Annotated in this window: 16 protein-coding genes; 7 read left to right on the plus strand and 9 right to left on the minus strand. The window is 71.6% G+C overall.

Annotation, left to right across the window (positions count from 1 at the left end; genetic code table 11):
- Window positions 1-696: VIT1/CCC1 transporter family protein (locus ADK57_RS44315; protein WP_053755577.1), on the minus strand; the 696-nt coding region annotated here is incomplete at its 3' end.
- Between the two features lie 272 nt (window positions 697-968).
- Here ADK57_RS44315 and ADK57_RS44320 point away from each other — a divergent pair.
- The 5 genes from ADK57_RS44320 (at window position 969) to ADK57_RS44340 (ending at window position 5804) form a co-directional block, all read left to right on the plus strand.
- A complete protein-coding gene (locus ADK57_RS44320) occupies window positions 969-1955 on the plus strand; it encodes a DEDDh family exonuclease (protein ID WP_053755449.1) in 987 nt (328 codons plus the stop codon).
- A gap of 103 nt (window positions 1956-2058) precedes the next feature.
- Complete coding sequence (locus ADK57_RS44325; protein WP_053755450.1) at window positions 2059-2292, plus strand: hypothetical protein; 234 nt, start codon at window positions 2059-2061, stop codon at window positions 2290-2292.
- A 71-nt stretch (window positions 2293-2363) separates the two neighbouring features.
- The gene (locus tag ADK57_RS44330; RefSeq protein ID WP_053755578.1) at window positions 2364-3158 is read left to right on the plus strand and encodes an SURF1 family protein; all 795 of its coding nucleotides are present in this window, start codon (window positions 2364-2366) and stop codon (window positions 3156-3158) included.
- A 100-nt stretch (window positions 3159-3258) separates the two neighbouring features.
- A complete protein-coding gene (locus ADK57_RS44335; protein ID WP_053755451.1) occupies window positions 3259-5043 on the plus strand; it encodes a glycoside hydrolase family 15 protein in 1785 nt (594 codons plus the stop codon).
- A 5-nt stretch (window positions 5044-5048) separates the two neighbouring features.
- Window positions 5049-5804: an SDR family oxidoreductase gene (locus ADK57_RS44340; RefSeq protein ID WP_053755452.1), complete on the plus strand. Its 756-nt coding sequence runs from the start codon at window positions 5049-5051 to the stop codon at window positions 5802-5804.
- Window positions 5805-5811: 7 nt separating this feature from the next.
- On the opposite strand, the gene amaP is transcribed toward ADK57_RS44340, so the two are convergent.
- Genes amaP through ADK57_RS44365 form a run of 5 tightly spaced genes read right to left on the minus strand, consistent with a single transcriptional unit; the run spans window position 5812 to window position 8188 of the window.
- The gene (amaP, locus tag ADK57_RS44345) at window positions 5812-6390 is read right to left on the minus strand and encodes an alkaline shock response membrane anchor protein AmaP (RefSeq protein WP_053755579.1); all 579 of its coding nucleotides are present in this window, start codon (window positions 6388-6390) and stop codon (window positions 5812-5814) included.
- A 5-nt stretch (window positions 6391-6395) separates the two neighbouring features.
- Entirely contained in the window at window positions 6396-7061 is a 666-nt protein-coding gene (locus ADK57_RS44350; RefSeq protein WP_053755453.1) for a DUF6286 domain-containing protein, read from the minus strand.
- Window positions 7058-7477 (minus strand): Asp23/Gls24 family envelope stress response protein, encoded by a 420-nt coding sequence (locus ADK57_RS44355; protein ID WP_053755454.1) that lies wholly within the window; start codon window positions 7475-7477, stop codon window positions 7058-7060. Before ADK57_RS44355 ends, ADK57_RS44350 begins: the two co-directional genes overlap by 4 nt.
- Window positions 7474-7668: a hypothetical protein gene (locus tag ADK57_RS44360; RefSeq protein ID WP_053755455.1), complete on the minus strand. Its 195-nt coding sequence runs from the start codon at window positions 7666-7668 to the stop codon at window positions 7474-7476. Before ADK57_RS44360 ends, ADK57_RS44355 begins: the two co-directional genes overlap by 4 nt.
- A gap of 34 nt (window positions 7669-7702) precedes the next feature.
- Window positions 7703-8188 (minus strand): Asp23/Gls24 family envelope stress response protein, encoded by a 486-nt coding sequence (locus ADK57_RS44365; RefSeq protein WP_053755456.1) that lies wholly within the window; start codon window positions 8186-8188, stop codon window positions 7703-7705.
- An 87-nt stretch (window positions 8189-8275) separates the two neighbouring features.
- On the opposite strand from ADK57_RS44365, the gene ADK57_RS44370 reads away from it, so the two are divergent.
- The gene (locus ADK57_RS44370) at window positions 8276-8983 is read left to right on the plus strand and encodes a hypothetical protein (protein ID WP_053755457.1); all 708 of its coding nucleotides are present in this window, start codon (window positions 8276-8278) and stop codon (window positions 8981-8983) included.
- A 4-nt stretch (window positions 8984-8987) separates the two neighbouring features.
- Here the strand turns inward: ADK57_RS44370 and ADK57_RS44375 are convergent, their stop codons facing one another.
- The 3 genes from ADK57_RS44375 to ADK57_RS44385 form a co-directional block, all read right to left on the minus strand.
- On the minus strand, window positions 8988-9791 hold the full coding sequence (locus ADK57_RS44375) for an enoyl-CoA hydratase/isomerase family protein (protein ID WP_053755458.1): 804 nt from the start codon (window positions 9789-9791) through the stop codon (window positions 8988-8990).
- Between the two features lie 117 nt (window positions 9792-9908).
- Entirely contained in the window at window positions 9909-10130 is a 222-nt protein-coding gene (locus ADK57_RS44380; protein WP_004002281.1) for a helix-turn-helix domain-containing protein, read from the minus strand.
- 361 nt (window positions 10131-10491) lie between these two features.
- Window positions 10492-12090, minus strand: coding sequence for an ABC-F family ATP-binding cassette domain-containing protein (locus tag ADK57_RS44385; protein ID WP_053755459.1), 1599 nt, complete (start codon window positions 12088-12090; stop codon window positions 10492-10494).
- A gap of 325 nt (window positions 12091-12415) precedes the next feature.
- On the opposite strand from ADK57_RS44385, the gene ADK57_RS44390 reads away from it, so the two are divergent.
- Entirely contained in the window at window positions 12416-12829 is a 414-nt protein-coding gene (locus tag ADK57_RS44390; protein WP_053755460.1) for a VOC family protein, read from the plus strand.
- Window positions 12830-12835 lie beyond the last annotated feature (6 nt).

A 12835-nucleotide genomic window follows, 5' to 3' on the forward strand; every position in this document is an offset into this window, starting at 1 on the left:
CCCCAACAGAGCCCCCGCCGCATACGTCACCCCCATGGCCAACGCCCCGCCCGCCATGTTCCGCAGGACTGCGCGGCCCGGTCGCGCCGCCCCCAGCCGTGCACTGCTCCACCCGGTGAAGGCCAACGCAACCAGCACCGACGCCACCGTCACCGCCAGCCGCCAGTCCGCGGGCGGCAGCACGATCGCCAGCAGCGGCAGCAGCGCCCCCACCGTGAAGGCCAGAAAGCTCGCGCCGGCCGCGTGCCAGGGGTTGGTGAGGTCGTCGGGGTCGATGCCGAGCTCCACGCGCGCGTGCGCCCTGAGGGCGTCGCGTTCCGTCAGCTGGACGGCGGCCTCGCGGGCCACGTCCCGGGTGAGCCCGCGGTCTTCCAGCAGGTCGGTCAGCTCCTCCAGCTCGGCCTCCGGCTGCTCACGCAACTCCCGCTTCTCCAGCGCGAGAGCGGCCTCCTCGGAGTCCCGCTGCGTCGACACGGACACGTACTCGCCGGCCGCCATCGACATGGAACCGGCGAGCAGGCCCGCGAGGCCGGCGGTCAGCAGAGTGGCGCGGTCGTCCGTGGCACCGGCCACGCCGACGACGAGGCCCGCGGTGGACACGATGCCGTCATTCGCACCCAGGACCGCGGCGCGCAGCCAGTTGAGGCGCGAGCCGAGCGTTCCGCCATGGGCCTCGTCATGCGTGGGTTCGGTCACAGTCGGAGGATCGCACTCCGGGCGCCCCGAGCTCCGTCCGACGCTCCGCGCGGGCACGGGTCCGGCCGCGCCGGACCCGTGCGGGCAAGCGTGCCGCCAGCGGACCGGGGTCGAGGCCCGAACCGTCCACCGTGGGCGGGAACTTCGGCGCACGGCAGCCGACGACGTCACCCGCACAAGCCCACCGGCGCTCGAACAGGCGGACCCGGCAGGGTGGCTGACGGATGGGTGCGGGACGGGACTGTCAGTCGTGGCCCGTATCCTCAGGGACCATGCTCGAAGACCGCATGAGGGCAGCGTCCTCCCCCACCGCCTGGCCGGCCGCGTATCCGAAGGGATACGCGGTCGTTGACGTGGAGACCACCGGCCTGGCCCGGGACGACCGGATAATCTCCGCGGGCGTCTACCGTCTGGACGCGCGCGGTGAGGTCGAGGACCACTGGTACACGCTGGTCAACCCGGAGCGGGACCCGGGCCCGGTGTGGATCCACGGTCTGACGAGCGATGTCCTGGAGGGCGCGCCCCTCTTCCCGGAGATCGCCGAGGAGTTCTCGGCCCGCCTGGACGGCCGGGTACTCGTCGCGCACAACGCGGTCTTCGACTGGCAGATGATCGCGCGGGAGTACGCACGCGCGGAGCGCGAGGCGCCGGTGCGGCAGCGGCTGTGCACCATCGCGCTCTCCAAGGAGCTGGGGCTGCCGCTGCCCAACCACAAGCTGGAGACCCTGGCCGCGCACTTCGGCGTCGTACAGCAGCGTGCGCACCACGCGCTGGACGATGCGCGGGTGCTGGCGGAGACGTTCCGGCCGAGCCTGCGGGCCGCGGCGGCGGGTGGGGTGCGGCTGCCGCTGCACGAGTGCCGGCCGCTGACCGAGTGGACGGACCGGGCCGTGCCCCGGCAGCAGACGGCGGGCTACGGCAGCTATCGGCAGACGAGTTGGCGCCCCGCCCGCAAACGGCCCGCCTGCCCCCATCCCAACCCAGGTCGGTACGAAGAGGGCAAGAGGCTCAAGCAGGGCATGCGAGTCGCCTTCTCCGGGGACACGTCGATCGAGCGCGATCTGCTGGAGGACCGCGCGACCGAGGCCGGGCTGCATGTCGCGACCAGCCTGTCCCGGCTGACCAGCCTGCTCGTCACCAACGACCCGGACTCGGGCACGTCCAAGGTGGTCAAGGCCCGGCAGTTCGGGACGCCGGTGGTGGACGAGGCCGCGTTCGGGCAGCTCCTCGGGGATGTCGAACCGGCGTCGGAGGGATGACCGCACGCCACCTCGCGCCGGCGACCGTACGGACGGGTGATTGCCGTGCGACTCGCCCGGCGCCCGCTCGCCCGCGCCGCGCCGAGCGCTCACCCTGTGGCGCATGGCGACTTGCGAAGTTTGCGGCAACAACTACGGAATGACCTTCGAGGTGCACGCGCAGGGCGCGGTGCATGTCTTCGACTGCTTCTCCTGTGCGATCCACCGCATGGCACCCATCTGCGAGCACTGCAGAGTCCAGATCATCGGCCAGGGCGTCGAGGTCGAGGGCCACTGGTTCTGCGGCGCCCACTGCGCCCGCGCGGAGGGAAAGGCGGGGATCGTCGACAAGGTGTGAAGCGCCCGCCGGAAGCCCTGCTTCCGGTACCCGCCTCCCTGCACCCCACGACCGAGTTGTACGGTCGTGGGGTGTACCGCTTCCTGTTGTCCCGGCAGTGGGTGATCCTCACGCTGGTCGCCCTGCTCCTCATCCCCACGATGATCAGGCTGGGTATCTGGCAGATGCACCGCTACGAGGAGCGCACGGCCCGGAACCAGCTGGTCTCCGACGCGCTCTCCGCCGACGCGGTGCCCGTGGAGCGGCTGACCTCCCCCGGACACACCGTCACCACCGACGAGCGGTACCACAGCGTGACCGCGAAGGGCCGCTTCGACACCGCCGACGAGGTCGTCGTCCGCCGCCGCACCAACTCCGACGACGAGGTCGGCTACCACGTCCTGACCCCGTTCGTCCTCACGGACGGCAAGGTGCTGCTCGTCAACCGCGGCTGGATCCCGGCGGACGGCCCGAGCCAGACCGCGTTCCCCGAGATCCCCGCACCGCCGAGCGGCGAGACCACCGTCACCGGGCGGCTGATGCCCGACGAGACGACCGCGGCCAGCGGGATCAAGAACCTCGAGGGACTGCCGGACCGGCAGGTCATGCTGATCAACAGCGAGCAGGAGGCGCGCCGCCTCGGCGCCAAGGTGCTCGGCGGCTACATCGCACAGACGGCGCCCGAGCCGAAGGGCGACACCCCGGAACTGGTCGGCCGGCCCGGCAGCGAGGACGCGGCGCTGAACTACGCGTACGCCATCCAGTGGTGGCTGTTCTCCGCGGGCGTGCCGATCGGCTGGGTGGTCCTGGTCCGGCGGGAACTGCGCGACCGCCGGGAGTCGCAGGCCCACCAGAGCGCGGCCGAGTCGGAACCGGCTCCGGTGTAGACACCCGGCCTCGCTCACGCCCGTCTCCGCCCCCGCCTCGCTTCACCCACCCGGCCCTCGCCCCGGATTGCCACCCCGGGGCTCCGGGAACCCGCACTGCGTGCACCCCCGTATCGAGGACTACGCCCTCATCGGCGACGAACAGACCGCTGCTCTGGTCGGCCTGGACGGCTCCGTCGACTGGCTGTGCCTGCCCCGCTTCGACTCGGCGGCCTGCTTCGCCAGACTCCTCGGCGACAAGGAGAACGGCCACTGGCGGATCGCTCCGAAGGGCGCGGACCGGTGTACGAGGCGGTCCTACCGCCCCGACACCCTCGTCCTGGACACCGAGTGGGAGACCGACGAGGGCAGCGTGCGGGTCACCGACCTGATGCCGCAGCGCCACCGTGCACCCGACCTCGTACGCGTGGTGGAGGGCGTCCGCGGCCGGGTCACCGTGCGCAGCACACTGCGGCTGCGCTTCGACTACGGCTCGGTCGTGCCGTGGATGCGCCGCTCCGACGGTCATCGGGTGGCCGTCGCGGGACCCGACTCGGCGTGGCTGCGCAGCGAGCCCGCCGTGCGGACCTGGGGCGAGGACTTCGGTACGCACTCGGAGTTCACCGTCGAGGAGGGCGAGAAGGTCGCCTTCGTCCTCACCTGGCACCCCTCGCACGAGCCGCGCCCGCCGCTCGTCGACCCGTACGAGGCACTGGAGACCAGCGTCGCCGACTGGCAGGCGTGGGCGGCCCGCTGCCGTTACGACGGTCCGCACCGGGACGCCGTGGTCCGCTCCCTGATCACCCTGAAGGCGCTCACCTACAAACCGACCGGCGGCATCGTGGCCGCCGCGACGACCTCATTGCCCGAGGAGCTGGGCGGGGTGCGCAACTGGGACTACCGCTACTGCTGGCTGCGCGACTCCACCCTCACCCTGGGCGCCCTGCTGTCGTGCGGTTACCAGGAGGAGGCCGAGGCCTGGCGGGACTGGCTGGTGCGCGCGGCCGCCGGCGACCCGGCGGACCTCCAGATCATGTACGGCCTCGCGGGCGAGCGGCGGCTGCCCGAGTTCGAGGTGCCGTGGCTGTCCGGTTTCGCCGGCTCCAGACCCGTACGGATCGGCAACGAGGCCGTGAAGCAGCTCCAGCTGGACGTGTACGGCGAGGTCATGGACTCGCTGTCGCTGGCCCGGCGGGCGGGCCTGCCCGCCAAGCCGCACGTGTGGTCCATGCAGAGCATCCTGCTGGAGTTCCTCCGGTCGTCCTGGCGACAGCCGGACGAGGGGCTGTGGGAGGTGCGCGGTGGCCGCCGCAGCTTCGTGCACTCGAAGGTGATGGTGTGGGTGGCCGCCGACCGCGCCGTGCGCGCCCTGGAGTACTTCCCGCAGCTGAGCGGCGACCTGGACGGCTGGCGCGCGCTGCGCGACGAGGTGCACCGCGAGGTGTGCGAGAAGGGCTACGACCCCGAGCGGAACACCTTCACGCAGTATTACGGCTCTCGCGAACTCGACGCCGCGCTGCTGCTCATCCCCCGCGTCGGCTTCCTGCCGCCCGACGACCCGCGCGTGGTCGGCACCATCGACGCGATCCGCGACGAGCTGGGGCACGGCGGGCTCGTACACCGCTACAGCGCCGAGGAGACCCCCGTCGACGGGCTGCCGGGCGCCGAGGGCACCTTCCTGGCGTGCTCGTTCTGGCTCGCGGACGCGCTGCACATGACGGGCCGCACGAAGGAGGCTCGGCAACTGTTCGAACGGCTGGTGGGCCTCGCCAACGACGTGGGACTGCTGTCCGAGGAGTACGACCCGGTGGCGGGCGTGCAGCTCGGCAACTTCCCGCAGGCGTTCAGCCACATCGGCCTCGTGAACACCGCACTCGCCCTGTACGGGGACGAGCGGGCAGGATAGGGGCCATGGATCTTGGACTGAAGGACCGGGTGTACGTAGTCACCGGGGCCACCCGCGGCCTCGGCAACGCCGCCGCGCGCGAGCTGGTCGCCGACGGCGCGAAGGTGGTCATCACCGGCCGCGACGAGAAGAGCGCCGCCGACGCGGCCGCCGCCCTCGGCCCGAACGCGCTCGGGGTGGCGGCGGACAACGCCGAACCGGAGGCGGCCGCACGGCTGATCGCCGCCGCGCGCGAGCACTTCGGCGGCTTCGACGGCATCCTCGTCAGCGTCGGCGGGCCGGCGCCGGGGTTCGTCGCCGACAACACGGACGAGCAGTGGCAGACAGCGTTCGAGTCGGTGTTCCTCGGCGCGGTGCGGCTCGCGCGGGCGGCGGCGGGTGAGCTGGAGACCGGGGGTGTCATCGGGTTCGTGCTGTCCGGGTCGGTGCACGAGCCGATCCCGGGGCTGACGATCTCGAACGGACTGCGGCCCGGTCTCGCCGGGTTCGCCAAGTCGCTGGCCGATGAGCTGGGGCCGCGGGGGATTCGGGTCGTCGGACTGCTTCCGGCCCGCATCGACACGGATCGCGTGCGCGAGCTGGACGGTCTGTCTGCCGACCCGGAGGCGACTCGGGCGGCGAACGAGTCCCGGATTCCGCTTCGGCGGTACGGGAGGCCGGAGGAGTTCGGGCGTACGGCCGCGTTCTTGCTGTCGCCGGCCGCTTCCTATCTGACGGGGATCATGGTGCCGGTCGACGGGGGGATGCGGCACGGGTTCTGAGCCGTCCTCAACTGACCCTCTCCGCACGGTGCTTGACCCCGCTCAGCCTCACCTCGGCCGGGAGTGACGCCAGACCCGCCGAATTGCGGGCGTGCGTCAGTGCCCCGGCCGTGAGGTCGTCGAGGGCCGTCCCCGGGTCCACATGCGGCTCCAGTTGGAGGCGTACGCGCGCCTTCGGCGCACTCGGGCGCCCCGTGAGCAGAACCTGGGCGTGCGCGACGCCGTCCAGCTCGCCCGCGTCACCTCCCAGTACGCCCTCCAGCGCACGCCCTCGCAGCAGCGCGCCCTCTCCGTCGCCGGTGTCGACGAGGACCTCGCGGAGCCGGTGCCTGCGCAGGACCGCGGTCAGCCACCACAGGGCGAGCAGGACGAGGACGGCCAGCACGGCGATGACGGTCGGCCACCACCAGCCGTCGTCCCGCCACCGGGTGCGCTCGGCGTCATCGAGCAGCACGTCGTGGCGGCCGTCGTGGATCCACCATGAGGGTGCCGGGGCACCCAGTCCGACGGCGAGCACGGAACCCCCGACGACGACCAGGGCGAGGCCGACGACCCCGAGCAGTACACGGTTGACGGTCCTGAGCACCGTACTCACCCCTTCCGTCCGGGCCGTGCCACGTGCACCGACAGCGTGGGCGGCCGGGTCAGCCCCAGTCCCCGCACGGCTTCGCCGAGCGTGGCGTCCAAGTCGGCGCGTACGTCGTCCGGTTCGCGGAAGTGGGAGACCGCGCGGACATCGGCGCGGGCGCGGCGCATCCGCACCCGGACCGACTGCACTCCGGCCACCTCCATGGCCCGGTCGCGCAGCACCATGGCCGCCGCCTTCTTGTGCAGTCCGGCACGTACGTCGGCATGCGTGCGCCGCATCGGCAGCACCGCCCGCAGGCCGGGCGTCACCGCCAGCACGATCAGCCACAGGCCGAGGGCCGCGGCGACGCCCGCGCCGACGAGCACCCAGACGTCGTCGAGGGGGCGCTCGGCGAGCTGCCGGGCCAGTTCCCGGCGCCAGGCCAGGGCGTCCCGGTCGGCCCGCACGGCGGCGACGTCGTACAGGAAGGCACCCGCGACGACCAGGAGCAGCAGCGCCACGATCCCTGCCGGCCACCGGCGCGCCGACCAGAACCGCCTGCCGCCGGCGGCCTCGCCTCCTTCGCCGGCCGGTACAGGTGGAGCCTCGTACTCCCCACCTGTACCGGCCGCCTTCTCCATGACCGGCAGCCGCTGTGTGGTGCCCTCGGAGCCCTGGGGCTCGCTCATCGCGTCCTCCCCTGTGCCGCGCCGTGCGCCGTCACCGAATGCAGCCGCTCGACCTGAACGGCGACCTCCGGCACCTCCATGCCCACCAACGCGCCTACCCGCTCCACGACATGACGACGCACCCGACTGCAGCGGGCGCCGATGTCGCAGGGATAGTCGAGCTCCAGGTGCAGGCGGATCCGGGCGGCCCGGATGGGGGTCCCCCCGCCCGAGCGGGGCCGGGAGTGAGGGAGGACGACGACGGTGGCGTACGGGGGCGAGGCGTCCTCGGGCAGCTCGCCCAGCGCCTCCCGCGCCGCCCGCGCGGCGATCTTCGAGACGACCCGGTCGGCGATCCGGGTCGCCCCGCGCTCGCCCGGCGGGACGACGGCCGGAGGTCTGCGGAGCTCATCGGCCCCGCCGCTCACGGCCGTCACCGCCGCCCGTCACGCCGGTTGTCACGGGTGTGGAAGAAGTCGCGGACGTCCAGGTCCCCTTCGAGGAACCTGCCGACGACGAAACCGATGGCGCCGAGGGCCGCCACCAGCAGGAAGGCGCCGAACCCGCCGAAATACCCGGCGAAGCCCAGTGCCATGCCGACGATCATGCCGACCACGGCCATGCTCATGGTGCCTCCGTTCGGTTACCGGTCGCGGCCCGTGTCACTGCAGTCGGGACTCCGGTTCCTCTTCCTCTTCGTCCGGCAGCTTCACGTCACTCACCGCGATGTTGACCTCGACGACTTCGAGGCCGGTCATCCGTTCCACCGCCGCGATGACGTTCTCCCGCACGGCCTCGGCCACATCGGCGATCGCCACGCCGTACTCGACGACGATCTCCAGGTCGAGCGCGGTCTGCACCTCGCCGACCTCGACCTTGACCCCGCGCGTCACGGCCTTGGACCCGCCGGGCACCCGGTCCCGCACGGCGCCGAAGGTGCGGCTCAGCCCACTGCCCATCGCGTGCACGCCGACGACGTCCCGGGCGGCCATCCCGGCGATCTTCTCCACGACTCCGTCGGCAATGGTGGTCCGCCCTCGGGTGGCCGCGTCCCCGCCGCCGCGCTTGACGGCCTTGCGGGTCTGCACCGGCGACTCGATCTCGCCCTCGGGGCTCTGCGTCCGGTTCCGCTCCGTCATCTCAGTCATCGCCGTACGTCCCTTCCGGTCGTCCCTCTTCGACCACGGTAAGCCGGGTTACGCGATCGCGCGCCGGGGATGCGGCAGGCTGGAGTAATGACGGCGGACCCATTCACACAAGCGGTACGGCAGCGACTGCGGCTCGGCAGACTCCTGCCTCTGGGCGGCCCGCGCGACGGCGCGTGGATCTCCGAGGAGGCGACGGAAGCGGTGCTCCAGCGCGCGGCGGAGGATCTGCCCGGCGTACGGCTGGGCCCGCTGCGGATCGGGCTCGCCGACCCGCAGGACGTGCACGAGCCCGCCGTACCACCGCCGCCGAGTGCGCTGCCGCCCGGTCCGCTGCGGGTGACGGCGGAGTTCGCGGCCACACCGTCTCAGCCGCTGCCGACGACGGCGGACCGGCTGCGCGATCTACTGGCGGCCGCGACGGAAGGACTCGGCCTGGCGGTGGCGGAGGTGGACCTGCGGGTGACGGAACTGCTGGACGAGGAGACCGAACCTTCTTCGGTACGGCCGTCCGACGCGGCGCGCCCCGCGGAGACCGGCGCCGGTGACGAAGGCCGCGCGGCGGCCGCCGTACTGACGGTCCCGGGCGTGGCCCGCCTGACGGACCTGCTGGGCCGGCCGGTGCATGTCGAGGAACGGCAGGGCGAGAACGAGCTGCCGCGCCGCCATGTCCGGGTCGAACTGGCGGTACACGCGGACCACCGGGCCCTGGACGTGGCCCGGGAGGTCCGCGCGAGGGTGGAGCAGGCGCTACCTGATCATCCGACGGTGGCGGTGCTGGTGACCGCGGTCGGCTGAGGGCTCATTCGCCGGCGCCGGCCAGGTCCCGCAGCCGACGTGCCTGCGCTGCGCGTTCGGCGGCGCGCTGGGCGTCGTAGTCCCGGTCCTGGGCGCCGCGCAGCAGCGCCTTGGTCTCGATGACCGCGTCCCGGGGCGCGGCAAGGAGCGCCGCCGCCAGGTCCCGTGCGGCGCCGTCGAGCTGGTCCAAGGGCACGGCGACGTTCGCCAGCCCGGTGCTCACGGCCTCTTCGGCGTGCACGACCCGCCCGGTCGCGCAGATCTCCAGCGCCCGGGCATAGCCGACCAGGCTCACGAGCGGGTGCGTACCGGTCAGGTCCGGCACCAGCCCCAGGCTGGTCTCGCGCATGGCGAACTGCACGTCGTCGGCGACGACGCGCAGGTCACAGGCGAGCGCGAGCTGGAAGCCCGCGCCGATGGCGTGGCCCTGGACGGCGGCGATCGACACGACGTCGTTGCGCCGCCACCAGGTGAAGCCCTCCTGGAACTCCGCGATGGCGCCGTCGAGTTCGGCGTCGCCACTGCGCGCGAGATCGATGAAGGACGGCTCGCCCTCGATCCCCTCGGGCGTGAACATCTGCCGGTCGAGCCCGGCGGAGAAGGACTTGCCTTCTCCGCGCAGCACGACCACTCGGACGGAGCCCGGCAGCAACCTCCCGGCTTCGGCCAACGCCCGCCACAGAGCGGGACTTTGGGCGTTGCGCTTGGCCGGGTTGGTCAGCGTCACCGTGGCGAGCGCGTCGTCCACGGCGAGCCGTACGCCGTCCTTGTCGAGCAGGGGAACGAGTTCCTGGTCGGGCGAAGCCATGGGGTGCCTCCGATGAGTGCGGTCAGCAGAGCGAAGCTAAGTGACTGCACAGTAACCACCCGGCCGATCAGCCGACCGACCGGGTGGTCACCATCGAAGCCGATGAACCACCCGGGTTCAGGACGAGGCGGCCTTCTTGCCCCGCGTCGCCCCGCCACGCCCACGAAGCGTGACGCCCGACTCGCTGAGCATCCGGTGCACGAAGCCATACGAGCGGCCGGTTTCCTCGGCCAGCGCTCGAATGCTCGCACCGGAGTCGTACTTCTTCTTCAGGTCTGCCGCGAGCTTGTCGCGCGCGGCGCCGGTTACCCGGCTGCCCTTCTTCAGAGTCTCGGCCACCCGTGCCTCCTCATGGGAAGTGCGCTCTGGTCTCCTCATGATCACCCCTCCGGGCCGTCCTGGCCACCCATTCGGCAAGGTCCGTAAGACACGGTTTTGACGACAGGAGCGCGTCCCCACAAGCGGAATCCGCAATTCCACGCGAGGGCGTTCGTACCGCCGAACGAGTTCTTTCGTGAAGTGCCAGGTCAGGGACGTACGACGGCCGAGCCCTTGTCGATAAAGGGCTCGGCCGTGAAATCGATGTAGGACACACCTCGGTACGAGGAGATCTCACACAGATGGTGGATCACCGATGGGCCGAATGATCCAGACGCAGTGGATCACGTCTTCGATCAAGCGTTCCCGGCCCGTCGGACCCTCAGGCGAGGGCGACGAGGTCCGCGTAGTCCGCGCCCCAGAGGTCCTCGACGCCGTCGGGCAGGAGGATGATCCGCTCCGGCTCGAGCGCCTCGACGGCGCCCTCGTCGTGGGTGACGAGGATGACCGCGCCCTTGTAGGTGCGCAGCGCGCCGAGAATCTCCTCGCGGCTGGCAGGGTCGAGGTTGTTGGTGGGCTCGTCGAGGAGCAGCACGTTCGCCGACGAGACCACCAGGGTCGCGAGCGCGAGGCGGGTCTTCTCGCCGCCGGAGAGGACGCCGGCGGGCTTGTCGACGTCGTCGCCGGAGAACAGGAACGAGCCGAGCGTCTTGCGGACCTCGACCAGGTCCAGGTCGGGGTTGGCGGAGCGCATGTTCTCCAGGACCGAACGGTCGGCATCCAGGGTCTCGTGCTCCTGGGCGTAGTAGCCGATCTTGAGGCCGTGGCCGGGAACGACCGCGCCCGTGTCGGGCTGCTCGACGCCGGCGAGAAGCCGGAGCAGGGTCGTCTTCCCGGCGCCGTTCAGGCCGAGGATGACCACCCTCGAACCCTTGTCGACGGCCAGGTCGACGTCGGTGAAGATCTCCAGCGAGCCGTACGACTTCGACAGGCCCTCGGCAGTCAACGGGGTCTTGCCGCAGGGTGCCGGCTCGGGGAAGCGCAGCTTGGCCACCTTGTCGCTCTGACGCACCGCTTCAAGGCCGGAGAGCAGCCTGTCGGCGCGGCGGGCCATGTTCTGTGCGGCGACGGTCTTGGTGGCCTTGGCACGCATCTTGTCCGCCTGCGAGTGCAGCGCGGCGGCCTTCTTCTCGGCGTTCTGCCGCTCGCGCTTGCGGCGCTTCTCGTCGGCCTCGCGCTGCTGCTGGTAGAGCTTCCAGCCCATGTTGTAGACGTCGATCTGGGAGCGGTTGGCGTCCAGGTAGAAGACCTTGTTCACGACCGTCTCGACGAGGTCGACATCGTGGGAGATCACGATGAAGCCGCCGCGGTAGGTCTTGAGGTAGTCCCGCAGCCAGATGATCGAGTCGGCGTCGAGGTGGTTCGTCGGCTCGTCGAGGAGCAGCGTGTCCGCGTCCGAGAACAGGATGCGGGCCAGCTCGATACGGCGGCGCTGACCGCCGGAGAGCGTATGGAGCGGCTGGCCGAGCACCCGGTCGGGCAGGTTGAGCGCGGCGGCGATGGTGGCGGCCTCGGCCTCGGCGGAGTAGCCGCCCTTGGTGAGGAACTCCGTCTCCTGGCGCTCGTACTGCCTGAGGGCCTTGTCGCGGGTGGCGCCCGTGCCGTTCGCGATGCGCTGTTCGTTGTCGCGCATCTTGCGGATCAGTGTGTCGAGACCGCGCGCGGAGAGGATGCGGTCGCGGGCGAGCACGTCGAGGTCGCCGGTGCGGGGGTCCTGGGGGAGGTAGCCGACCTCGCCGGAGCGGGTGATGGTGCCGCCGGCGGGGACGCCCTCGCCGGCGAGGCACTTGGTGAGGGTGGTCTTGCCGGCGCCGTTGCGGCCGACCAGACCGATGCGGTCACCCTTGGCGACACGGAAGGTGGCGGACTCGATGAGGACGCGCGCACCGGCGCGCAGCTCGATACCGGAGGCGGAGATCACGGACAGACTCCAGGGCGGATTGGGGAGGCGGGTGGGCGGCTGAGGACGTTCCCGCCGTCTAATGCGCGAGGAGAATGGCCATGGGGCCAGTCTAACGGGGCCGTGCAACCACTTTTTCTGCGTATGCATGTTCGGGCCGGCTGCCGGGGCGAGGCGGCGGCGGAGCGCAGCCTGTCCCCCGTTCGACTCCTGGTCCGGCGCCCGGCCCGGGATGGGGTGAGGATGGCGGCAGCGGGGCGGACGCTGCCCGCGGGGCGTTGTCAGTGGTCGCTGCCAGACTGGGCGACGGGTGACATTTCCGGCGGGTCACGAAGGAGTGGTCGGCATGGCAGGAACGAACAGCGAACGGCCCAGCATCTATCCGACTCTGCTGTACGCGGACGCCAAAGCGGCGATCCGGCAGCTCACGGAGGCCTTGGGCTTCACGGAACTCTCGGTGTACGAGGGTGAGGACGGCTCGGTGCTGCACGCCGAGCTGGTGCAGGGCAACGGCGGGGTGATGCTCGGCTCCAAGGGCCGCGGAGGGGTCTTCGACGCGGCGATGAAGGGCGCGGGCCCCGGCGGGGTGTACGTCGTCGTGGACGACGTCGACGCACATCACCGGCGGGCCGTGGACCACGGCGTGGAGATCCTGATGCCCCCGACGGACCAGGACTACGGCTCGCGGGACTACATGGCCCGGGACGCCGAGGGCAACATCTGGAGTTTCGGCACGTACGCCCCCGAGATGGAGGGCTGACGGCCC

Source organism: Streptomyces sp. MMG1533 (assembly GCF_001279775.1).
Taxonomy (GTDB): Bacteria; Actinomycetota; Actinomycetes; order Streptomycetales; family Streptomycetaceae; genus Streptomyces.